Source organism: Sphingobacterium wenxiniae (genome assembly GCF_900116225.1).
GTDB classification, from domain to species: Bacteria; Bacteroidota; Bacteroidia; order Sphingobacteriales; family Sphingobacteriaceae; genus Sphingobacterium; species Sphingobacterium wenxiniae.
The window spans coordinates 64,032-85,051 of the sequence record NZ_FOZZ01000006.1 but is presented as its reverse complement, the minus strand read 5'-3'; the positions used below and the strand labels follow the sequence as shown (position 1 = coordinate 85,051).

The following is a 21,020-nucleotide window of genomic DNA, read 5'->3' as shown; positions in this document are numbered from 1 at the left end:
AGACTGCTTTGAGACTGGTTCACAATAGCTTCGAGATGTATGAATCTCCTGAACGCTATGTTTCCGTAATGAAACTATGATATATACACTCTCACCTCGGAGTCAACACGGACTTATTACGGACTCACCCAAACGCATTCCCGAGGAAGGTACGAAGCAAGGCCGAAGATCTCCCGAAGGATTTACGAAAAACTGCTTTTTCCACTACCAACGTCATCGCTTACTCCTCCCCAAAGTATAAAATTCCAACTAAACCCTCCAGAACCCATAATTAATCCCTAATTTCAAGCCTTCAAATCTTAATCATGATGAAAAAATATATTGTAGGTCTTTTTCTGCTTTCATTTACCCTGTCACATTCCGGGCAGGCACAGGAATTAGGACGTCTTTCAGTCGAGAAAATTATGCGCGATCCAAAGTGGATTGGCGAATCACCCAGCAATTTCCGCTGGTCGGCAGACAGTCGACACCTCTATTTCAACTGGAATCCTGAACGTAAGGACTATGCAGAGGTATACCGATTGGATGTAAAGACCCGGCAGTACAGCAAAGCCTCCGAGACCGAAGTGGAAGAAAACAGTACTCGCCCCGCTATTTACAGCCACGACAAAAGCTATGGAGCTTTTGAAAAGTCAGGAGACATATATCTATACAACACCAAAACAAAGACTTCTCAAGCTTTAACTCAAACCCAAGACCGCGAACAACTCTTAGGTTTTCTGAATAGTGGTGAGTTGGCTTATCAACGAGGCGATAACGTATACCTTATACATCCACAGGATGGAAGGACAACACAATTGACCAACTTCGTTCGGGGTAACAAACCTGCCACTGCAGCGCAGCGCAATTCTTCCATCAATGAACATTATAGCTGGTTAAAAAAAGACCAGATGGAGCTTTTCGACGTCTTAAAGGATAACGACAAACAGAAAAAACTTCGGGACAGTCTCAATAAGGCCAACCAGCAGGAAGAACGCAAACTAAAACCGCAATACTATGGCGATGACATGCTCAGTGGCTTACGGGTTAGCCCGGAAGGTCGCTATGTAGGCTATCGTCTTTTTGTGCGCGACAAAGAATCAAAAAACACCGATGTTCCTAACTTCGTTACGGAGTCCGGATATATTGAAGATTTAGTGTCTCGTCCCAAAGTAGGCACGCAAGTCTACTATTCCAAAGGTTTTATCTACGATGCAGAACGCGATACCATTATCGAGCTAAAAGTAGAGCAGATTCCAGGCATTAAAGATTTGCCGGATTATCTCACTGATTATCCGGAACGATTGGCCGAACGTCAAAAAACCAACGAAAACCGCTCGGTCAACTGGGGTTCCATCAGCTGGAATGCTGACGGACGTTATGCTGTAGTAACCGCTAAAGCCATCGACAACAAAGATTTCTGGATACTACGCGTTGACCCATCTACAGGGGATCTGTCCCTTATCGACCGTCAACGTGATGAGGCTTGGATAGCAGGGCCAGGTATCGGGCGAGACATCACCTGGATTGATGCCAAAAGCTTTTACTTCCAAAGCGAGAAAAGCGGATATTCTCATCTTTACGTACACGACCTGAACAAAGGACAGACCACAGCACTGACACAAGGAAACTGGGAGATACAACGCGTGCAGCTCTCTGATGACAAAAAATCGTTCTACATTCAAGCCAACAAGGAACATCCGGGCATTACGCATTTCTATAAATTACCGGTAGCAGGTGGTGATCTGCAGCAGCTCACTACGCAGAAGGGCGGTAATGAAGTTACTTTATCCCCTGACGAGAAATGGCTCGCGATTAACCACTCTAACATGAATACTCCGTGGGAACTGTACCTACAGGAGAATAAGAACAATGCGAACGCAGAGCGTATCACCCATTCGACCACAGCAGAGTTCGAAAGCTATGCCTGGCGGGAGCCGGATATGGTGAAATTCCAGAACAGACATGGTGACGATGTATATGCACGCGTATATCCTGCAAAGAACCCACACCCAAGCAAACCAGCAGTGGTATTTGTGCATGGCGCGGGCTATCTGCAGAATGTGCATTACTGGTGGAGCCAATATTTCAGGGAGTATATGTTCAACAACATGTTGGCTGATGAAGGCTATACCGTCATCGATATTGACTATACCGCAAGCTCGGGATATGGTCGAAATCACCGCACAGGCATCTATCGGCACATGGGTGGAAAAGACTTGACCGATCAGGTGGATGGCGTAAAATACCTCGTGGACAACTACGGTATCAATCCTGAGAATGTAGGTATCTACGGTGGTTCTTATGGTGGGTTTATCACATTGATGGCTTTGTTTCACGAGCCCGAAGTATTCAAATCTGGTGCGGCTTTGCGCTCGGTTACCGATTGGGCGCATTATAACCATGGCTATACCGCCAATATCCTGAATACTCCCGCGGAAGATCCATTGGCTTTCAAGCGTAGCTCTCCGATATACTTTGCAGACAAGTTACAAGGCAATTTATTAATGCTCCACGGCATGGTAGATGTTAATGTACAATTTCAAGATATTGTTCGCCTGACTCAACGCTTTATCGAATTGGGCAAGGATAATTGGGATCTCGCTGTTTATCCAGTAGAAGATCACGGATTCGTTCAGCCTTCCAGCTGGACCGATGAATACAAACGTATCTTTAAATTATTTGAAAACACATTAAAGTAATAATTTTTTCCATTGTGCGCAGGTTTGAACCTGCGCACAATGGAAAAACAATATTTTTCTTTATTTTGTAAGGAAAATAGAGGCCTTCATGAAATACCGTCAGATAAACAATAATTCCATCAACCAAATCATGCTGATTGTCATCATCATCTTGATTTGTATACTTGTCTTCAAAAATTTACTCTACTACCTTCCTGGCTTCTTAGGAGCGATAACGTTATACATTCTCTTTAGAAGATCTTACTTTCATCTTACAGAGATACGGCGATGGAACAAGTCGCTGACAAGCGTATTATTCATTGTCCTTTCCATTGTGTTTATAGTTCTGCCAATGTGGGCACTGATTGACTATCTCGTGCCACAGATTACTAATTTCTTAGGCAACCGCGATGAAATCATTAACCAGTTCAACATGTTGAAAGCCTATATGGCCGATAAACCTTTACTGCGTGATATAGATATGTCAGATGCCGCTTTGTTCAACTTTTTGCAACGATTGACACGGTATGTTCCCAGTATCATTAACTCTGTGGCAGAGGTTGCCGTGAATTTACTGGTTACATTTTTTGTTCTTTTTTTCATGCAAGTACATGCTAAAAGGATGGAAACAACCATCTATCGTGCAATCCCCTTCACTAGAGTCAGTAAGAAGGAGATCTGGGACGAGGTGAACATGATGGTACGATCCAACGCCATCGGCATTCCTATCTTAGGTTTTTTTCAGGGCTTGGTAGCTATGGGTGGTTATTGGTTTTTCGGTGTGGAAAATTATATTCTTCTGGGATTGCTTACGGGCATATCCTCCATTATCCCGATTTTGGGAACAATGACGATTTATATTCCTATATGTCTTATCACCTTGGCAACAGGCAATACAGCGAACGGTATAGGGTTGTTTCTCTATTGTTTTATAATCGTGGGTGGAATTGACAATGTTCTCCGCTTTACTATCCTCAAAACAATTGGCAATGTCCCCCCTTTAATTACCGTATTCGGGGTTCTTCTGGGATTAAATCTGTTCGGCATGTTGGGGTTGATTTTCGGCCCGCTCATTCTTTCTTCTATTGGTGTACTGGTCAAAGTATATAGCAATGAATACGGAAAGGGCATCGTGCGTAACCCTCGGGTCATACGGCAGCAACGAACAAATGTCCCGGACATTCCCCCAGAAGAAGAAGAAAGCGACCCTAATAAAATTTAGCAAGAATCAGATTTTTATTCTGTACAAAAGGAGGGAAATTTGGGTATGGAAAATTCACAGGAGACACTCAACTATAATCGCATAGCCAAGGCTATTGCTTTTGTGCAACAACACTATCGTTCGCAACCCTCGTTGTCTGAAATTGCTGCACATGTACACGTGAGCCCGGATCATTTCCAACGCATGTTTCAGGAGTGGGCAGGCGTAAGTCCGAAGAAGTTTTTACAGTATATAGGAGTAAACCACGCCAAAAAGCTACTTGGTCAGCAACAGGCAACATTGTTTGACACTTCCTTTGCATTGGGCATGTCTAGCACCAGTCGTCTGCACGATTTGTTTATACAGGTTGAGGGAATGACTCCTGCGGAATATAAGCATGGAGGCAAAAATCTATATATCAGCTATAATGTCTACCCTACAATTTTTGGAGATGTTTTAATCGCTTCTACCGTTAAAGGCGTTTGTTTTGTTGCTTTTGAGACAGAAGACATACCTCTGGAAAAGCAACTTTTCAGCAATTTTTCACAAGCCAAATTTGTACAGCAAGACCAACCTATGCATCAAGAGTTGCTTGCATTCTTCAAGCAAGATTGGAAGAATTTACCACAGATTAAACTCCATTTGCGAGGTACTCCCTTCCAACTAAAGGTATGGGAAGCCTTATTAAAGATACCAACCGGCAAACTTTCCACCTACAAGGAAATCGCGACTAATATACAGCACGAGAAAGCTTCCAGAGCAGTAGGGACAGCCATAGGCAGCAATCCCATTGCTTTTCTCATCCCCTGTCATCGGGTTATACAAAGTTCCGGGTTAATCAGTGGCTACCGTTGGGGGACAGAACGCAAATCCGCTCTTATTGGCTGGGAGAGTGCATTAACCTATCATGAACAGAATGAAACTATTTGAAGACGATATCGACTCTTACAAGAATCATCTCCCCTACGATGGAACGGTAAACTACTATGGTCCGATATTCCCACCACTACAAGCGGATGCTTACTATATGACTTTGATGCAGGAAGTGGACTGGAAGGCGGATGAAGCCATCATCTTCGGAAAACACATCACGACCAAAAGAAAAGTAGCTTGGTATGGAGACAGTGCCTTTTCTTATACCTATTCGGGGATTCAGAAAACAGCTCTTCCATGGATAGATACACTACTCAGCATTAAAAGCATCGTTGAGAAAAGAACAAAAGAGACATTCAACTCCTGCCTCTGCAATCTCTATCATGACGGTGACGAAGGTATGGCTTGGCATAGTGACGCTGAAAAGGATCTCAAGAAACACGGGGCTATAGCCTCTGTAACACTAGGGGCAGAACGTAAATTCTGTTTCAAACATAAGAGCAGTAAGGAAACTATCAATATCGTGTTAGAACACGGAAGTCTACTCGTCATGAAGGATGAAACGCAGGACTTCTGGTTGCACCGTCTACCTCCTACTACAAAAGTCCATACGCCACGGATTAACCTCACATTTCGAAGTATTCAACACAGTTAGTAGCTGTTAGTGATAGGCGGATAGTTTATTTAAAAAACGCTGAAAGTTAAAACTCACTTATTATAATGCCTTTCGTCATAATTTTAACAGCGAATGTTTCCTAACTTGTCATCAATTACAAAACGCAGTAATACCATGAAACAATTAGAAAATAAAGTAGCCATCGTTACTGGAGGAGCATCCGGTATAGGCAAAGCTATTGTTGAACTTTTTGTAAAAGAAGGTGCAAAAGTTGTTATCGCTGACCTCAATGAGCAATTGGGATGCGAACTTGTCAATACATTAGGTGAAGGCAATACCGTATTCATTAAAGCTGACGCATCTTCTCCTGAAGACAATAAAAAAACAGTCGATGTAGCACTTGAAAAGTTCGGCGCATTACATATCGCTGTCAACAATGCGGGTATCAGTGGCGATGCCGCTCCTGTTGGCGAACTCAGCATCGAGTCTTGGAATAAAATCATCGCCGTCAACTTAAACAGTGTATTCTATGGTATGCACTATCAGTTGCCGGAAATCGAGAAAGTTGGGGGTGCTATTATCAATATGGCGTCCATTTTGGGACAGGTAGGTTTCGCTAATTCTTCTGGATATGTAGCCGCCAAACATGGTGTTGTCGGTCTAACCAAAACCGCTGCGTGGGAATATGCGACGAAAGGTGTACGCATCAATGCCATAGGCCCAGGTTTTATCTCTACACCACTTGTGGACAACGCTTTGGACAAACCAACCTTAGATTACCTTGCGAGTCAACACGCCATGCAACGTTTGGGCAAACCTGAAGAAGTTGCCGAATTGACACTTTGGTTAGCTACGGAAAAGGCCAGTTTCGTCACTGGAAGTTACTACCCAGTTGATGGTGGATATCTTGCCAAATAAAACAATAAAGGAGCGATAATCGCTCCTTTATTGTTTTATTTACTGACATCAATCATTCTATAGCTACCGTCTTCCTGTTTTTGGCCCTTACCTATCACGATACTTTTGGAGTGGTAAAACAAATATGTCCAATCGTTATCTCTCCCCTCTTCCCAATATTGCTTACGCAAATCCCGGGAAGCACGGCCATCGTAATCATATTTGGCAATAAAGTTTTTGAAGATTTCTTCCGGTTCAGGCAATACATCACCTCCGAAGAAATAATGCTCACCGCCCACATGAATATGAAAAGCTTGATGGTATGGCGTGTGTCCCCCGTTCACTTCATAAGAAATCTGATGGTCAATTTCTCCGTTTCCTTCCAATAGCACTAAGTTTCCACTGCGCTGTATCACATCAAAAATTTCAGTCCGATAAGAAGGATTATCACCACTGAACGCATATTCCCATTCTCCACGCTGTACGTAATACTCGGCATTCGGGAAAGCTATCCGGGCAACACCGTCTTTAAAATCCACCATGCCACCCGTATGGTCTTTATGCAAGTGCGACATCAACACGCATTTGACATCCTCAGGCTCAAAGCCCAGCTTGCGGATATTCTGATGCAACAAGAGTTCATCCTGAGCATTACGAAACCCCAAACCGGTATCACAGAGTATCAAACCGTTCTCTGAGACGATAACAAAGGGATGCACATGGACAAAAATAGAACCTTTTCTACTTAACGGGTCATCTTTTGCGGGGTCAAAAGGTACAAAAGCTTTCGATGCATCCACCGAAAAAGACCCCTCATAAAGGGAGTATGCTTGCGTCATATTTAAATTGAATTGTAAACAAGTAATTTACAGAATATTAAAATCATTCCGCCGATACGCATTAGGTAAACCAATTTACAAAACGTATCTTTACATGTCAATACAGCTGCAAAGATATGCAAAAAAGGTGGGTAGTAAAGCCAAAAAATGATGTTAAGAGAATAAACAAATTACGCGATGAACTGGGAGTTAGCTCCATCATCGCCGAGTTACTTCTCAACCGCGACATCAGCACCTTTGAACAAGCCAAACTATTCTTCCGTCCTTCCTTGGAACATCTGCATGATCCCTTCTTGATGAAAGATATGGAGCAAGCTATTTCCAGAATCGAAAGGGCAATAGGCAATAAGGAAAAAATCTTAATTTATGGCGATTACGATGTCGATGGAACCACCGCCGTATCGGTCATGTATAGTTTTTTCAGGGATTTCCACACAGGCATGGAGTATTATATACCCGACCGCTATAAGGAAGGTTATGGAATATCCACACAAGGTATTGATTATGCAGCTGAAAATGGTTTCACGCTCATCATTGCTTTGGACTGTGGCATCAAAGCCATCGAAAAAGTGGAATACGCCAAATCCAAAGGGATTGATTTTATTATTGGCGACCACCATCTGCCGGGAGATAGGCTACCCGATGCCGTAGCGGTACTTGACCCCAAACGTCAAGATTGTCCTTACCCCTACAAAGAGCTCTCGGGATGTGGAATAAGTTTTAAAATTATTCAGGCGTTTATCCAGAAGAACGGCATGGATATCCAACTGGCTTATCAATATCTGGATTTAGTGGCTGTAAGCATTGCCTCAGATATCGTACCCATCACGGGAGAAAACCGCATCCTTTGCCACTTTGGGCTAAAGAAGCTGAACACCAACCCGAATTGTGGACTACAAGCGCTAATCAATCTCTCTTCGAACAAAACGGGCCAGTTTTCTGTAGGCGATATCGTCTTCCAAATCGGTCCGCGCATCAATGCAGCAGGAAGGATAGAGCACGCGAAGGATGCTGTCAAACTCCTTATCTCAAAATCCTTACAGGAGGCCGCCGACTATTCGACTACTGTAGATGACCAAAACAATCTTCGCAAGGACTTTGATTTACGCATTACGGAAGAAGCTTTGGAGCTAATAGACAACAATGAAATCCTGAAGACTCGTAAATCCACGGTATTATTCAAAAAAGACTGGCACAAAGGCGTGATAGGTATCGTCGCTTCCCGATTAACGGAGAAATATTACCGACCAACAATCATATTAACACAAACCAACGGACATATTGCAGGGTCAGCCCGATCGGTGCTCGGATTTGATTTATACGAAGCTTTGAGTGCCTGCAGTGATCTATTGGACCAGTACGGTGGACATAAATATGCCGCAGGACTTACCATGCCTCTTGAAAATGTCCCTGCCTTTCAAGAGAAATTCGAATTAGTAGTTAGCAATAGCATCAAACCGGAAATGCTCCAACAAGAAGTCTTGCTGGAGACCAGCATAAAGCTACAGGACATAGATGCCAAATTTCATCGCCTGCTTCGGCAGTTTGAACCCTTTGGGCCAGAAAATGAAGCGCCTATCTTCCTTACAGAAGGCTTGGTCGGCACAGGGTATATCGTAGGCTCCAACCATATAAAAGTCAGTGTTAAGCAAGACGATTCACCAGTTTTCGATTGTATAGGTTTCGGCCTTGCCGAACATATCGACCATATCAATGCCGGAAAAAAAATCGACATCTGCTACACGATTGAGGAAAACCACTGGCGAGGCAAAAAGAATTTACAATTAAATATCAAAGCTATTCGATATTAGGATATATTTGTAATCTAAGCATATAACAAAATTACAATCACATAACAGCATAGCGTGGTTTGATGAAAATGTTATATGCTGCGATTAGTAATGAAAGAGATAGATGATTTTAAGGGCTGAGCATTTAATCAAAAAATATAAACAACGAACTGTAGTAAACGATGTTTCCTTCCATGTGGAACAAGGGGAAATTGTGGGTTTGTTGGGACCTAATGGAGCCGGAAAGACCACTTCATTCTACATGATTGTAGGACTGATTAAACCAAACGATGGGCATGTTTACCTTGACGACCAGGAAGTCACACAAGACGCCATGTATCAAAGGGCACAGAAAGGCATCGGCTATCTTGCCCAAGAAGCTTCTGTATTCCGGAAGCTATCCGTCGAAAACAACATTTTGGCTGTCTTGGAAATACATTATCCCAACAAACAAGAACGTTTAGAGAAGCTTGAAGAGCTACTCACGGAGTTCAGTTTGCACCGTGTACGCAAGAATCGTGGTGATTTACTCTCCGGAGGAGAGCGCCGTCGTACGGAAATTGCTCGTGCCTTAGCCGCCAATCCGCATTTCATTCTGTTGGATGAGCCCTTTGCCGGGGTTGACCCCATTGCGGTCGAAGAAATCCAAACCATTGTATCCAAACTAAAGCGTAGGAACATCGGTATACTCATCACAGACCACAACGTACAGGAAACACTTTCCATCACGGATAGAGCCTACCTCTTGACCGAAGGAAAAATCATGCTGACCGGTACACCTGAGGAAATTGCAGACAATGAACTGGCACGTAAATTCTATTTGGGAAGACATTTTGAATTAAGAAGAAAAAAACTATAAATTAGCAATTCAGATAAGAGAACCATGGCATTATTGAACTCGATTTTTTCGTGGATTATGAAAAAGCGCATGCACCAAATTGAGCTTTTTATGAAATATCCACACGATGTTCAAGAAGAATGGTTCCAAAGCCTTATCTCCACTGCTGAAGCGACGGAATGGGGGAAGAAATATGACTACAACAGTATCTTAACTCCTGAAGAATATAAAAACCGCGTTCCTATTCAAGAGTACGACGACATCAAGCCGTATGTGGATCGCATGATAAAAGGTGAGCAAAACCTAATCTGGCCTTCAGATATCAAATGGTTTGCCAAATCATCGGGAACAACATCCGACCGCTCCAAGTTTATTCCAGTTAGTGTAGAAGCCTTGGAAGACTGCCATTACCAAGGCGGGAAGGATATGATATCCATCTACTGCCACAACCAGCCAGACAATCAGCTCTTCACAGGGAAATCGGTCGTCATCGGAGGTTCATCGCAGATTAACAATTTCAGTCCGGACTCTTATTATGGTGATTTGTCATCTATATTGATACGCAATCTACCCTTCTGGGCAGAATTTAAGCGTACTCCTAACTTAGAGGTTACCTTAAACCCCAACTTCGAAGAAAAAATAGAGCAAATCGCCCAGATTACCATCAAAGAAAATGTCACCAGCTTAGCTGGTGTGCCCACATGGAACATTGTGATGGCCAAACGCATATTAGAAATTACGGGGAAGGACAACCTATTGGAAGTATGGCCGAATTTGGAATTCTACGGACATGGTGGCGTAAGTTTTAAACCTTATCGCGAACAGTTTAAGAAGCTTATCCCCTCCGAAAACATGTACTATTTGGAGAACTACAATGCTTCGGAAGGCTATTTTGGTCTCCAGGACCGTTCTGATTCCGAAGATTTGCTTCTCATGTTAGACTATGGTATCTACTATGAGTTTTTACCGATGGAGAACCTCAATGATGAACATCCGAAAACCTTAGGTCTGCACGAAGTGGAGATCGGGAAAAACTATGCGCTTATCATTTCCACCAATGCGGGACTGTGGCGTTATAAGATTGGGGATACCATCAAATTTACCTCATTGACTCCTTACCGTTTCCAAATTTCGGGACGTACCAAACAATATATCAACACCTTCGGGGAAGAGGTTATTGTGGACAATGCAGAACATGCATTGGACGCGGCTTGCAAAGCCACCGAGGCAATTATAAAGGATTATACAGCCGGACCTGTTTACTTCAAGGAAGGCGAAGCTGGAGCCCATGAATGGGTAATTGAATTCGAAAAGCAACCTTCAGATTTTCAACAGTTCTGTGAAATTTTAGATAATACCCTACGTGAAATCAATTCCGACTACGATGCTAAACGTTATAAAAACCTTGCTTTAGGTTTTCCTATTATACACAATGCCAAAGCCAATGCATTCTATCAATGGATGAAATCTCGGGGTAAATTAGGCGGACAAAACAAAGTTCCACGCTTAGCCAATAGCAGAGAGTATTTGGATTCCCTGTTAAAATCGATGAACGACTAAGTAAGCTTGTTTTTCACAACGCTATTACTATTATTGCTACTTTTTTCCTAAATTGCACAACATAAATACATAGTGATGAGCGAAACGAATACACATTCCATTCGCGTAGAGCCAACCCATACTTCAAGACTCTCGCAGGTAGATTTCAACAATTTGAAATTTGGTCAAATTATGTCTGACCACATGTTAGTAGCCACATACGACGACGGCGCATGGCAAGATGTAGCCATTGTCCCTTACGGCGATTTAAAAGTCAGCCCATCGATGTCAGCACTGCATTATGGACAGGCTATTTTCGAGGGAATTAAAGGCTATAAATTTGCCGATGGCACTGTCAGCATTTTCCGACCAGATAAAAACTGGGAACGCTTCAATAAATCTGCAGCTCGCTTGCAGATGCCAGAAGTACCCAAAGAAATATTCCTTGACGGACTTAAACAGCTCTTGGATATAGACCGTGATTGGGTTCCTTCTAACAATGGCACTTCATTGTATATCCGTCCGTTTATGTTTGCCACTGAGGCAGCTTTGGGTGTACACCCTTCGAAATCTTATACCTTTGCTGTGATTACTTGTCCGGTAGGTGCATATTACAGCAAGCCTATCTCCTTGAAAGTTGAGACACATTATACACGTGCTGCTGAAGGCGGTGTCGGTTTCTCAAAAAATGCGGGAAACTATGCCCTTTCATTATATCCTACACAGTTAGCCAATAACGAAGGTTATGACCAGATTATGTGGACCGATGCAAAGGAACATAAATACATTGAGGAGGCCGGTACGGCAAACTTGATTTTCCGTATTGGTGATAGTATCATCACCCCACATGGTGACACTATCTTACATGGGGTAACCCGTCGTACCATTATGGAACTAGCTGAAAAATGGGGTTACAAAGTAGAACAACGCAAAGTATCCGTACAGGAACTAATTGATGGAATTGAAGCGGGCGTTGTTTCCGAAGCTTTTGCTGCCGGAACTGCGGCCACAATTACCCATATCGACCGTATAGGTTTTAACGGAAAGGACTACACTTTACCACCTGTAGAAGGCCGTGAATTCTCCAATAAGGTATTGGATTATCTGAATGACCTCCGTTATGGAAAAAGTGAAGATCCTTTCGGCTGGAATTTTATAGTTTAGAGAGTATTTAGTACAAAGTATTTAGAAAAGAGCATAGAATGAGGACGATTTTGTCTTTGTTCTTTTGCTCTTTTATCTTTTTTCTCCCTCAATAAAAGCCAATATATCTTCTAAATTATCTGGCTCAAACCATACCGTACCGCCGTATTTTTTAAACCAAGTTATCTGCCGTTTAGCATAACGTCTGGAATTCTGTTTGATTTTATCGACCGCATCCTCCAAAGACAATACACCATCAAGATAAGCGAAGAGCTCAGCATATCCCACCGTCAATAAAGCCGGTTTATTCCGATAAGCAACCAAAGATTTTACTTCCTCCAAAAGACCTTCTTCCATCATCTTATCCACGCGCAAGTTAATACGTTCGTATAATCTTTCCCGCTCCATATTCAGACCAATAGTAATGATCTCAAAAGATCGCTTAGCAGTAGCCTTTACGAGAAAAGAAGAAAAAGGTTTTCGCGTGGCTTCATAAACTTCCAGTGCGCGAATAACTCGCTGAGGATTATCAACATCAGCGGATTGATAATAAGCAGGATCGATTGTTTTCAGCCGTTGTTGAAGAGGTTCAATGCCTTCCATTTCAAAGATTGTATTGAGCCTATTACGCACTTCTACCGGAGCCTTGGGGAGATCATCCAATCCCTCACACACAGACCTCACAAACAGACCTGAACCACCTACCATGACTACGTATTCATGTTGTTCAAAGAGCTTGTCCAACAAATCCAATACATCACGCTCAAAATCGCCGGCAGAATATTCCTCAGCGATACTGTGCGAATCTATAAAATGATGGGGAGCCTGTGCCAATTCTTCAGCGGTTGGTTTTGCCGTCCCAATAGACATCTCCCTATAAAATTGGCGGGAATCAGCAGAAATAATTTCCGTACGAAAATGCTTCGCCAGGCTGATGGCCAAGGCTGTTTTGCCTACTGCCGTAGGCCCTACAACAACGATAAGTTTTCTGCTTTTATTTCCCATAGGCTATAGATAGAGACGATTTAGTACTCGTCTTCTCCCCCTCCTGATTGTTCCTCTTCTTCTCCACCCTCTTCTTCATCATCGAACAAGTCAAATTCATCCTCGTCGTCAACACCATATTCTGTCTCATCAACAGTTACCTCTTCATCGTCGTCAATATCTTCTAAACCTGTAGACAATGGGAAATTGGCCGCAGCTGCATTTTTTGGCGCAGTACCTACCGATTTGAATACACTTGGATATTCTTTACCATCCTCTTCTTTTAGAATTTTAATCAGCTCTACATGGAAATCATAAGGACGATCGAAATTATATATATAATAGAATTTCTGATGAGGGTCATCAATAAATTTACTCAATCGTATATCTTCCATCTTCAACACACCGTTGGCAGTTTTACGCTCGGTAGGCAAAAAAGCAATCTCGGTTCCTTTTTTCCACTGGTCATTACTCACATAAAAAGATGAAGACACCTCAACGGGGTATGCTGTAGATTTATGAATTGCTTCATGCAATTCTACAAAAGTGCTTTTCGAAGGCATATCAATCTCGCGATATACATCTTCATAATCTTCAAAGGTTACTCGAAATCTATAAATAGCCATTTCTTGTCCTGTTGTTTAATGGTTTAATAAAGATAAAAATACGATATTTTTCAAATATTATTGTACGGTATTGTTTTTCAAGGTCAAACCCATGTCCTTACCTTTTTGGATGACATATGCCTTAGCTTCTTCTCTGGTATTGGCAATTTCTCCCTCAAGAATAGCCTCACGCATAGCATTTTTAATATTTCCAATCACTTTTCCCGGCGACAGATCGAATAACTCCATGATATCTTGCCCCGATACTGGTGGTTGCCAATTGCGAATCTGGTCACGTTCTTCTACATCTTTCAGTTTCTGTTTGACCAGTTCAAAGTTCTCCCTATATTTCTTTTTCTTAAATTCGTTCTTCGTTGTTACATCGGCGTGACATAGCAACATCAAGTCATCTATATCATCTCCTGCTTCGAACAACAATCGACGAACAGCGGAATCGGTTACGATATCTTGTGCCAATACGATGGGGCGCAAATGCAATTGAACCAGTTTCTGCACAAATTTCATCTTATCATTCAAAGGTAATTTCAATTCAGCAAACAGCTTAGGTACCATACGCGCACCACGGTCTTCATGTCCATGAAAGGTCCAACCTACACGTTTATCAAATCTTTTTGTAGCAGGTTTTGCGATATCATGCATGATAGCTGCCCACCTCAGCCATAGGTCTTCCGACATTTCAGCCACATTATCTAATACTTCTAACGTGTGGTAAAAATTATCTTTATGACCTTTGCCATTGATGATTTCCACACCATGAAGTTCTACCATGGCAGGAAATATATATTTCAACAAGCCCGTATCAAACAAGTATTTGAACCCGACGGATGGTCTTTTGGCAAGGATAATCTTATTCAATTCGTCAGCTACACGTTCTTTCGAAATGATCTTTATCCGCTCTGCATTTTCAGCGATAGCCTGGATAGCCTTTATATCGATCTTGAAATTAAGTTGCGTCGCGAAACGGATGGCACGCATCATGCGCAAAGGATCATCCGAAAACGTAATATGAGGGTCTAAAGGTGTACGGATGATACGATTCTGTATATCTTCAAGTCCTTTAAATGGATCTACCAATTCTCCGAAACGTTCTCCATTCAGGCAATAAGCCATCGCATTGATGGTGAAGTCACGTCGGTTCTGGTCGTCCTCAAGGGTTCCGTCTTCTACAATTGGGTTACGTGAGTCCGAACGATAGGACTCCTTTCTCGCACCCACAAACTCTATATTGATGCCCTCATGTACCAACATAGCGGTACCAAAGCTTTTATACACGGCAACCTTGGCATGCAACACTTCTCCTAATCCGGTGGCGAAATCAATTCCACTCCCCAATACAACAATGTCCACATCATTCTTAAAGGGGCGTCCCATAATTCTATCACGCACATAACCGCCGATAACATAACATTCGACCTGCTCTTGGTCGGCTAAACGTCTGATTATTTGAAAAATAGGATGTTGTAAATTTTCTTGCATGACAAACTTATTAGGCCGAAGCCTATTAAAGAGGCCAAAATTACGGATTTTTCGGCAGAATCAGGGGAACTGTTCTGCTTTTCGTCTTACACTAAACAGTCTGTTAATCACGGTCTCTTGACAAGCGACGGAATGCCAAAGGATTGGCACTTAACTCCGCTTGCTCTCTCCGACGATTTACAATATGCACCGCTGTAAAAATAGCTTCCATAAACGATTCATGAGAAGCAATATTTTTACCTGCAATATCGTAACCAGTACCATGGTCAGGCGAAGTACGAACCACAGGCAAGCCTGCGGTAAAGTTTACCCCTTTTCTTGAAGCGATATGTTTAAACGGAATTAAGCCCTGGTCATGGTACATCGCCAAAACACCGTCAAACTTCGTATAGGTATCAGATGCAAAAAAGCCATCTGCTGGATACGGCCCAAAGCAGAACACGCCTTCCTGTGTAGCTTTTTCGATAGCAGGACGTATTATTTCGTCGTCTTCAGTCCCGATCAGTCCATTATCACCTGCGTGTGGGTTTAATCCCAAAACAGCAATTTTAGGTTTTTGAATCCAAAAATCAGTTCTTAGACTTTGATTCATCATTTTTAATTTCTCGACAATACTTTCCTGCGTAATGTTTGCAGCGATCTCTTTTACAGGAATATGTCCAGTAACCACCCCTATACGCAATTCGTCAGAGATCATAAACATCAAGACATCTTCAGAGGCTGTCTTTGCTTGTAGATATTCCGTATGACCCGGAAATTCAAAGCCATCTTGCTGAATATTGTGTTTATTGATAGGTGCAGTGACCAAAGCATCAATCTTTCCGGCATTCAAATCTTCCACAGCTCTTTCCAACGAAAGAAAGGCATATTTGCCTCCTACTTCGTTCTGCTCGCCCAAGGTGATTTTCACATCTTCTTGCCAGCAATTAATCATATTTGGCCTTTTGGAATTTGCCTGTTCCGGTGAGGAGATCACATTAAAGCTGAAATCCTGTATGCCGATAGCTTTTCTATGGAATGAAGCGACTTTGGTACTGCCATATACAATAGGTGTAAAGTATTCCAACACACGACTGTCTACCAGCGACTTAATAATTACTTCTAAGCCTATGCCGTTTACATCTCCTATGGTAATACCAATTTTTATTTTTTCACTCATATCCTGAAAAGCATTTGATACCCAAAAGTAGCAAAATTTAGATAAAGCAGGAATAGTATTGCAGGATATTTCCGTTATAGCCGAAATGCTGGCAAAATATTATAGGCTTTTATTTTTCAAAATAAAAAGAGGTTTTGTTTATTCAAATATTTTTTGCCACTCAAGCCGTGGCTGGCTTTTCTTTTTGACCGCAAAAAGAAACAAAAACTCGGCGCTGATTTTTGTGAAAATGTTGTTTCTACAAAGGGCTAATTGGTACATTACTTCACAAAAATGAGGCGCCATTGTCCTTTAAGGAGTGGTAGGTGCGATTATAAATAAAGCAATCGTTACCAAAAAGCTTCTTGTTATAGTCCTCACCCTTAATCTCCCTTCAAAGCCGGGACAGGCTCTCTCCAAAGGAGAGGGAGACCAATTAGTTTCCTTGACAGTTAGACAGGTAGCAGACTATACGCTCCCTCTCCTTCGGAGAGGGTTGGGGAGAGGATAACAATGCAGGAAACTTACTCTTGACACCAAAGCGAAAGCTTTCGGGGAGAGGGCGAGCGACATAAAGAAATGTCTAATAAAACCTCCACTTTTATCACTAAAAAAACAATATATCAATACGACTTACATTTTTTATTTAAGTTTGCATAAATCGAGAACATGAGTACAGTACGCGCAAAAAAACATTTAGGACAACACTTTCTTAACGACAAAAACGCAGCACAGAAAATTGTGGATGCGCTAACCCCTTCGTTAGGGTTCAAACAAGTATTGGAGGTGGGGCCTGGAATGGGTGTATTGTCTGATTTTCTTTTACAACAAGAAGCCTACGAAACCTGGCTCATTGATATTGATGACGAGTCGATAGAATTTCTGGCCGATCAATATCCGCAGTTGGGAAACCGCTTGGTACATGGCGATTTTCTCGCATTGGATTTTTCTACCGTTTTTGATGGAAAAATGGCTGTTATCGGGAATTTCCCCTACAACATTTCCTCGCAGATCCTTTTCAAAATCCTGGATGAACGCCAACGGGTAGTGCAAATGGTAGGCATGTTCCAAAAAGAAGTAGCTGAACGCTGTGTGGCCAAACCTGGAAGCAAGGAATACGGCATTTTAAGTGTGTTCTTACAAGCCTATTACGATGTAGAATACCTCTTTACGGTAAAAGCTGGAGCATTCAACCCACCTCCAAAGGTATTATCTGGCGTTATGCGTATGAACCGCAACACAGTAGAGGAGCTTGACTGTGATGAGAAATTATTCTGGCGCGTGGTGAAAGCTGGGTTCAACCAACGTCGCAAAACCCTTCGAAATGCATTATCAGCAGTTGTGCCCAAGGATAAAATGAGCGACAACAAATTATACGAGCTTCGGGCAGAACGCCTAAGCGTTGCTGATTTTGTGGAATTAACGAACGAGATAACTCATGCCTTACATACGTCCACAAACGATAAACAGTGAATTTGCCATTGTCGGTGGTGGCGTAGCAGGGCTTGCTATGTCCATAGCATTCCAACAGATAGACAAGGACTTCGTACTTTTTGAACAAACAAAGGAAATCAAAGGGATAGGTGCCGGTTTTGGTTTAGCTGCAAATGCGATGTATGCTTTAGAGTTACTTGACATAAGAAGTGAAGTAGAAAAGATTGGATTTTATCTGGATAGTTACAATATTCTTGATCAAAAAGGGCACGTGTTGGTCTCTCCCGATACAAGTGCTATTCATAAAAAATACCAACAACAAAATTTTGCCATTCATCGTGCAGATTTACACCTCTTTTTTTTATCAAAAATAAAATCTGAAAAACTACAATTAAATAAGAGGGCTATTCGGTTAGAGCGGCACACAGATCATGTCACTTTATTTTTCGAAGATGGCACACAGCATACCTCCCGATTTTTAATTATTGCCGACGGTATAAAATCCCCGCTTCGACAACAACTTATACCTTCATCACTTCCTCGTTATTCAGGGTATACCTGCTGGCGTGCGACTATCGGGAATGCGGAGACAAAATTAGAAAAGGGAACTGAAACCTGGGGGAAATTAGGTCGGTTTGGGATGACTCCTTTAATCAACAACCGTATTTATTGGTATGCCTGTATAAATTCTATTCCAAATAATCCGATATATAAAGCATATAAAGTCAACGATTTGCTCAGACACTTCCGATCTTATCATAACCCTATCCCCACTATTTTAGCACATACCAAAGATGAGGATTTGATCTGGAATGACATCATGGACATTCAGCCCCTCAAACAATTGGCTTATGACAATATCCTTCTTATTGGTGATGCGGGGCATGCCACCACCCCTAATATGGGACAGGGAGCCTGTCAGGCTTTAGAAGATGTGGCGGTATTACTGGATGAATTGCGGTTAAGAACAAAAGTTAAAGAGGCTTTTTCCTCTTTTGAACAGAGAAGGTTGTCCCGAACAAAATATATTACAAATACTTCTAAATTGATTGGCGAAATCGCACAATGGGATAATAGCCTATTAGTCGCCGTACGCAATACACTAATGCAATTTATGCCTGCACAATTTGCACAAAAGAACTTAAATAAGTTATTATCTGAAGATTTCATGAAAATTTAATGCTCATATGAAGATATTAATTGTTGACGATATACACGAGATTCTATTGCAGAAGCTGCAGAAAGCCGATATTGCATTTGACTATCAACCCGACTTTGTAAAAACAGATGCAGAGAACGTTATCTCCGATTATGAGGGCTTAATTATCCGTTCCAAATTCCAGGTAGATCAAAACTTCATTGATCTGGGTGCAAATCTAAAATTTATTGCCCGAGCTGGTGCCGGCATGGATAACATCGATGAGCAATATGCCCAAAGTAAAGGCATTACCTTAATCCCGGCAAATGAAGGGAATTGTGATGCAGTCGGGGAACACATGATAGGGATGTTACTGAGTTTAATGAACAACCTCAATCGTGGACATAGGGAAATCTGTGCAGGAAAATGGTTTAGGGAGGAAAATCGTGGTTATGAGCTTAAAGGTCGCACTGTAGCTTTGATTGGCTATGGACATAATGGCCAGGCTATGGCAAAAAAACTATCGGGCTTTGATGTCAATGTCATTGCATACGACAAATACAAAACAGGTTTTTCAGATAATTATGTGCGGGAGGTCTCCATGGAAGAGGTTGTCAAACATGCTGACGTACTGAGTTTTCATATTCCCCTGACACGAGAGACTAAGGGGCTTGTAGATGATGAATACCTCTTTCACTTCCGCAAACCGATTTTCCTGCTGATGGGTGCGCGTGGCGGCATTGTCAATATTCCATCTGTACTAAAGTATATGGATCAAGGACGTATTCTGGGTGCTGCTTTTGATGTCTTGCCTGTGGAGAAATTCCCGGTATTAGGCGAACAAAACTGGTACGAAGATCTCATTTCCCGCGACAATGCCCTCCTTAGTCCACATGTTGCCGGTTGGACTTTTGAGAGTTACTACAAGCTTTCTGATGTACTGGCAGATAAGATTATCAATAAATTTGGATAATGACGGCAACAACCACATACTGCAAAACCAATACCGCATCTAGCAGGTAAACAGATTCATAGGAGCTTACTGTCGCACGAAAGAGCTTACCGTAAATCAACAATACGAAGAAGTTCGTCAAGAGCAATCCGATTTTAATCATCAGGACATAAGGTGCAAAAATCACTAAAATGGCATGCAAGCCCAACAAGAGATAACACATTTGTTTTGCCCGAAATTCCCCCAACATATTGGGTAATGTTTTCAATCCATACAGGGCATCTTGCTTCATATCACGAATATCAAAAGGCAGTGTGCAGATCAACAAAAACACTATTTTAATAACCCCTAAGTAATTTGCCACATACCAATCTATACTATCCCCATTTGCCCACATTTCCACGACCGGTAACCCTACCCCACTCAGCGACCATATCACAGCAATATGAAATACTTTTAAACCAGGAATTTGCCGTAGTCCCACCTTTCTCCCTCGAAAACCAAACAGTGGAAAACCATAAGCCAAACTAACCAACCCTACTCCGCCTAAAAAAGCAACTGTAGTCCAATGAACATAAAACAATGAAAATAACAAACCAAAAAACGCAATAGAAGACGTCAGCCAAAACAACCAAATATGTTGAAAAAACCATCGTGTTCGCTCAAAAGGTGACGTTTCGGGATTTTTTGGTTTGGAAATGTACAGGCTTACATTATACAACAATAAGGTTGACGCGAACTCTATGGCTAGAATAGCAACATGCGGACTCCTATCCAAGATCAGATAGGTCAGCAGACACTGTGCAACTGCTGCCAAGGCAATCAACAGGTTACTATAAACCAAAAACCGATAGAGCTGTTGCATGTCTGTTAAAA

18 protein-coding genes are annotated in these 21,020 nt (G+C 42.1%); 12 read left to right on the top strand and 6 right to left on the bottom strand.

Annotation, left to right across the window (positions count from 1 at the left end; translation table 11 throughout):
* Positions 1 to 305 precede the first annotated feature (305 nt).
* From BM375_RS09385 to BM375_RS09365, 5 genes are all read left to right on the top strand, one after another.
* Positions 306 to 2,681 carry a S9 family peptidase gene (locus tag BM375_RS09385; protein WP_093365533.1) on the top strand — a complete coding sequence of 792 codons (2,376 nt, stop codon included), beginning with the start codon at positions 306 to 308 and terminating at the stop codon, positions 2,679 to 2,681.
* An 88-nt stretch (positions 2,682 to 2,769) separates the two neighbouring features.
* Positions 2,770 to 3,882 carry an AI-2E family transporter gene (locus BM375_RS09380; protein WP_093365530.1) on the top strand — a complete coding sequence of 371 codons (1,113 nt, stop codon included), beginning with the start codon at positions 2,770 to 2,772 and terminating at the stop codon, positions 3,880 to 3,882.
* A 45-nt stretch (positions 3,883 to 3,927) separates the two neighbouring features.
* Positions 3,928 to 4,791, top strand: coding sequence for a methylated-DNA--[protein]-cysteine S-methyltransferase (locus BM375_RS09375; protein ID WP_093365528.1), 864 nt, complete (start codon positions 3,928 to 3,930; stop codon positions 4,789 to 4,791).
* Positions 4,778 to 5,389, top strand: coding sequence for an alpha-ketoglutarate-dependent dioxygenase AlkB family protein (locus BM375_RS09370; protein WP_093365526.1), 612 nt, complete (start codon positions 4,778 to 4,780; stop codon positions 5,387 to 5,389). The genes BM375_RS09375 and BM375_RS09370 overlap by 14 nt, the downstream gene beginning before the upstream one ends.
* A 135-nt stretch (positions 5,390 to 5,524) precedes the next feature.
* A complete protein-coding gene (locus BM375_RS09365) occupies positions 5,525 to 6,268 on the top strand; it encodes an SDR family NAD(P)-dependent oxidoreductase (RefSeq protein ID WP_093365524.1) in 744 nt (247 codons plus the stop codon).
* Positions 6,269 to 6,303: 35 nt separating this feature from the next.
* On the opposite strand, the gene BM375_RS09360 is transcribed toward BM375_RS09365, so the two are convergent.
* Complete coding sequence (locus BM375_RS09360) at positions 6,304 to 7,086, bottom strand: MBL fold metallo-hydrolase (RefSeq protein WP_093365522.1); 783 nt, start codon at positions 7,084 to 7,086, stop codon at positions 6,304 to 6,306.
* 116 nt (positions 7,087 to 7,202) lie between these two features.
* On the opposite strand from BM375_RS09360, the gene recJ reads away from it, so the two are divergent.
* The 4 genes from recJ to BM375_RS09340 all read left to right on the top strand — a co-directional run bounded on the left by recJ (position 7,203) and on the right by BM375_RS09340 (position 12,417).
* Positions 7,203 to 8,897 (top strand): single-stranded-DNA-specific exonuclease RecJ, encoded by a 1,695-nt coding sequence (gene recJ / locus BM375_RS09355; RefSeq protein WP_093365520.1) that lies wholly within the window; start codon positions 7,203 to 7,205, stop codon positions 8,895 to 8,897.
* A 103-nt stretch (positions 8,898 to 9,000) separates the two neighbouring features.
* Positions 9,001 to 9,735: an LPS export ABC transporter ATP-binding protein gene (lptB, locus tag BM375_RS09350; protein WP_093365518.1), complete on the top strand. Its 735-nt coding sequence runs from the start codon at positions 9,001 to 9,003 to the stop codon at positions 9,733 to 9,735.
* A gap of 24 nt (positions 9,736 to 9,759) precedes the next feature.
* Positions 9,760 to 11,274, top strand: a complete 1,515-nt coding sequence (locus tag BM375_RS09345) for a GH3 auxin-responsive promoter family protein (RefSeq protein ID WP_093365516.1) — start codon at positions 9,760 to 9,762, stop codon at positions 11,272 to 11,274.
* A gap of 75 nt (positions 11,275 to 11,349) precedes the next feature.
* Positions 11,350 to 12,417, top strand: coding sequence for a branched-chain amino acid aminotransferase (locus tag BM375_RS09340; RefSeq protein WP_093365514.1), 1,068 nt, complete (start codon positions 11,350 to 11,352; stop codon positions 12,415 to 12,417).
* A 72-nt stretch (positions 12,418 to 12,489) separates the two neighbouring features.
* On the opposite strand, the gene miaA is transcribed toward BM375_RS09340, so the two are convergent.
* From miaA to pdxA, 4 genes are all read right to left on the bottom strand, one after another.
* Positions 12,490 to 13,401 (bottom strand): tRNA (adenosine(37)-N6)-dimethylallyltransferase MiaA, encoded by a 912-nt coding sequence (miaA, locus tag BM375_RS09335; protein ID WP_093365512.1) that lies wholly within the window; start codon positions 13,399 to 13,401, stop codon positions 12,490 to 12,492.
* Positions 13,402 to 13,421: 20 nt separating this feature from the next.
* Complete coding sequence (locus tag BM375_RS09330) at positions 13,422 to 14,006, bottom strand: IS1096 element passenger TnpR family protein (RefSeq protein ID WP_093365510.1); 585 nt, start codon at positions 14,004 to 14,006, stop codon at positions 13,422 to 13,424.
* A gap of 57 nt (positions 14,007 to 14,063) precedes the next feature.
* Complete coding sequence (locus BM375_RS09325; RefSeq protein WP_093365508.1) at positions 14,064 to 15,482, bottom strand: CCA tRNA nucleotidyltransferase; 1,419 nt, start codon at positions 15,480 to 15,482, stop codon at positions 14,064 to 14,066.
* A gap of 103 nt (positions 15,483 to 15,585) precedes the next feature.
* Positions 15,586 to 16,641 carry a 4-hydroxythreonine-4-phosphate dehydrogenase PdxA gene (gene pdxA / locus BM375_RS09320; RefSeq protein ID WP_093365505.1) on the bottom strand — a complete coding sequence of 352 codons (1,056 nt, stop codon included), beginning with the start codon at positions 16,639 to 16,641 and terminating at the stop codon, positions 15,586 to 15,588.
* A gap of 648 nt (positions 16,642 to 17,289) precedes the next feature.
* On the opposite strand from pdxA, the gene rsmA reads away from it, so the two are divergent.
* Genes rsmA through BM375_RS09300 form a run of 3 tightly spaced genes read left to right on the top strand, consistent with a single transcriptional unit; the run spans position 17,290 to position 20,165 of the window.
* Positions 17,290 to 18,093 (top strand): 16S rRNA (adenine(1518)-N(6)/adenine(1519)-N(6))-dimethyltransferase RsmA, encoded by an 804-nt coding sequence (gene rsmA / locus BM375_RS09310; protein WP_093365501.1) that lies wholly within the window; start codon positions 17,290 to 17,292, stop codon positions 18,091 to 18,093.
* Positions 18,059 to 19,234: an FAD-dependent monooxygenase gene (locus BM375_RS09305; protein WP_093365500.1), complete on the top strand. Its 1,176-nt coding sequence runs from the start codon at positions 18,059 to 18,061 to the stop codon at positions 19,232 to 19,234. Before rsmA ends, BM375_RS09305 begins: the two co-directional genes overlap by 35 nt.
* 7 nt (positions 19,235 to 19,241) lie before the next feature.
* Positions 19,242 to 20,165 (top strand): NAD(P)-dependent oxidoreductase, encoded by a 924-nt coding sequence (locus tag BM375_RS09300; RefSeq protein WP_093365499.1) that lies wholly within the window; start codon positions 19,242 to 19,244, stop codon positions 20,163 to 20,165.
* Here the strand turns inward: BM375_RS09300 and BM375_RS09295 are convergent.
* Positions 20,149 to 21,009 carry a UbiA prenyltransferase family protein gene (locus tag BM375_RS09295; RefSeq protein ID WP_093365497.1) on the bottom strand — a complete coding sequence of 287 codons (861 nt, stop codon included), beginning with the start codon at positions 21,007 to 21,009 and terminating at the stop codon, positions 20,149 to 20,151. The two genes, BM375_RS09300 and BM375_RS09295, sit on opposite strands and share 17 nt — an antisense overlap.
* Positions 21,010 to 21,020 lie beyond the last annotated feature (11 nt).

What these genes read in the sequence shown, in the direction of transcription:
- miaA (WP_093365512.1), bottom strand. Translation starts at nt 13,401, where the DNA reads ATGGGAAATAAAAGCAGAAAACTTATCGTTGTTGTAGGGCCTACGGCA.
- BM375_RS09345 (WP_093365516.1), top strand. Translation starts at nt 9,760, where the DNA reads ATGGCATTATTGAACTCGATTTTTTCGTGGATTATGAAAAAGCGCATG.
- BM375_RS09380 (WP_093365530.1), top strand. Translation starts at nt 2,770, where the DNA reads ATGAAATACCGTCAGATAAACAATAATTCCATCAACCAAATCATGCTG.
- rsmA (WP_093365501.1), top strand. Translation starts at nt 17,290, where the DNA reads ATGAGTACAGTACGCGCAAAAAAACATTTAGGACAACACTTTCTTAAC.
- BM375_RS09300 (WP_093365499.1), top strand. Translation starts at nt 19,242, where the DNA reads ATGAAGATATTAATTGTTGACGATATACACGAGATTCTATTGCAGAAG.
- lptB (WP_093365518.1), top strand. Translation starts at nt 9,001, where the DNA reads ATGATTTTAAGGGCTGAGCATTTAATCAAAAAATATAAACAACGAACT.
- BM375_RS09305 (WP_093365500.1), top strand. Translation starts at nt 18,059, where the DNA reads ATGCCTTACATACGTCCACAAACGATAAACAGTGAATTTGCCATTGTC.
- BM375_RS09365 (WP_093365524.1), top strand. Translation starts at nt 5,525, where the DNA reads ATGAAACAATTAGAAAATAAAGTAGCCATCGTTACTGGAGGAGCATCC.
- pdxA (WP_093365505.1), bottom strand. Translation starts at nt 16,641, where the DNA reads ATGAGTGAAAAAATAAAAATTGGTATTACCATAGGAGATGTAAACGGC.
- BM375_RS09295 (WP_093365497.1), bottom strand. Translation starts at nt 21,009, where the DNA reads ATGCAACAGCTCTATCGGTTTTTGGTTTATAGTAACCTGTTGATTGCC.
- BM375_RS09330 (WP_093365510.1), bottom strand. Translation starts at nt 14,006, where the DNA reads ATGGCTATTTATAGATTTCGAGTAACCTTTGAAGATTATGAAGATGTA.
- BM375_RS09360 (WP_093365522.1), bottom strand. Translation starts at nt 7,086, where the DNA reads ATGACGCAAGCATACTCCCTTTATGAGGGGTCTTTTTCGGTGGATGCA.
- BM375_RS09370 (WP_093365526.1), top strand. Translation starts at nt 4,778, where the DNA reads ATGAAACTATTTGAAGACGATATCGACTCTTACAAGAATCATCTCCCC.
- BM375_RS09385 (WP_093365533.1), top strand. Translation starts at nt 306, where the DNA reads ATGATGAAAAAATATATTGTAGGTCTTTTTCTGCTTTCATTTACCCTG.
- recJ (WP_093365520.1), top strand. Translation starts at nt 7,203, where the DNA reads ATGCAAAAAAGGTGGGTAGTAAAGCCAAAAAATGATGTTAAGAGAATA.
- BM375_RS09375 (WP_093365528.1), top strand. Translation starts at nt 3,928, where the DNA reads ATGGAAAATTCACAGGAGACACTCAACTATAATCGCATAGCCAAGGCT.
- BM375_RS09340 (WP_093365514.1), top strand. Translation starts at nt 11,350, where the DNA reads ATGAGCGAAACGAATACACATTCCATTCGCGTAGAGCCAACCCATACT.
- BM375_RS09325 (WP_093365508.1), bottom strand. Translation starts at nt 15,482, where the DNA reads ATGCAAGAAAATTTACAACATCCTATTTTTCAAATAATCAGACGTTTA.